The organism is Glycomyces dulcitolivorans (genome assembly GCF_003265355.1).
Lineage (GTDB): Bacteria > Actinomycetota > Actinomycetes > Mycobacteriales > Micromonosporaceae > Glycomyces > Glycomyces dulcitolivorans.
This window is the reverse complement of record NZ_QFRW01000027.1, coordinates 1-1,002: the sequence shown is the minus strand read 5'-3', so window position 1 is coordinate 1,002 and position 1,002 is coordinate 1. Positions and strand designations below refer to the sequence as shown.

Sequence of the window (1,002 nt, the reverse complement as noted above, 5' to 3'; positions counted from 1 at the left end):
CGGACTGTCTTGAACAGCCCGGGCGGCCGCGGACCGCACCGCCGCGGCCGCCCGGGCCCGTCACTCCTGCGAGAGAGAGGCCCCCGCATGACCGTCCTGACCGACCAGTACACCGCCGAGCGCGAGGCGATCGACGCCGGGCTCCGCGCGGCCGCGAGCAGGCTCCCCGCCCCGGCCGCGCGGATCGCGGCCTACCACTTCGGATGGACCGACGAGACCGGGAACCCGGTCGACGCGAACTCCGGCAAGGCGCTGCGGCCGCTCCTGACGCTCCTGGCCGCCACCACGGTCGCCGGCGACTGGCGGGCCGCCGTCCCGGCCGCGGTCGCGGTGGAGATGGTCCACAACTTCTCCCTCATCCACGACGACATCATCGACCGCGACGGGCTGCGACGGCACCGGCCGACCGCGTGGAAGGTCTACGGCGTCAACGACGCGATCCTCGTCGGCGACGCGCTGCACGCGCTCGCGTTCGAGGTCATCGCCGAGGCCGGGGGCGAGCGCGCCTCGGCGGGGGCGGGGCTGCTGGCGCAGACCGTGCGGGCCTTGATCGAGGGCCAGCTCGCCGACACCCGGTTCGAGGACCGCGACCACGTCGACCTCGCCGAGTGCGTGGCGATGAGTGAGGCGAAGACCGCGTCGCTCATGGGCTGCGCCACCGCGCTCGGTGCGCTGTTCGGCGGCGGCACCCCGGACCAGGTGGAGGCGCTGCGGGACTTCGGGTTCCGCCTCGGGCTGGCGTTCCAGCACGTGGACGACCTGCTGGGGATCTGGGGCGACCCGGCCGTGACCGGCAAGGCCGTCTACTCGGACCTGCGCAACCGCAAGAAGTCCCTGCCGGTGACCGCGGCGCTCGGCTCGGGGCACGCCGACGCGCCCGAGCTGGCGCGCCTGTACCGGGCCGAGGGCCCGCTCGACGAGCGGAGTCTGCGCCGCGCCGCCGACCTGGTGGAGTCCTGCGGGGGCCGGAGCGCGAGCCGGCGCGCGGCCGAGACGCTGACC

At 75.4% G+C, this 1,002-nt stretch carries 1 protein-coding gene; it reads left to right on the top strand.

The genetic code is table 11. The annotated features are described in order from the left end of the window. Nucleotides 1-87 precede the first annotated feature (87 nt). Nucleotides 88-1,002: polyprenyl synthetase family protein (locus DI269_RS27465; RefSeq protein WP_198667021.1), on the top strand; the 915-nt coding region annotated here is incomplete at its 3' end.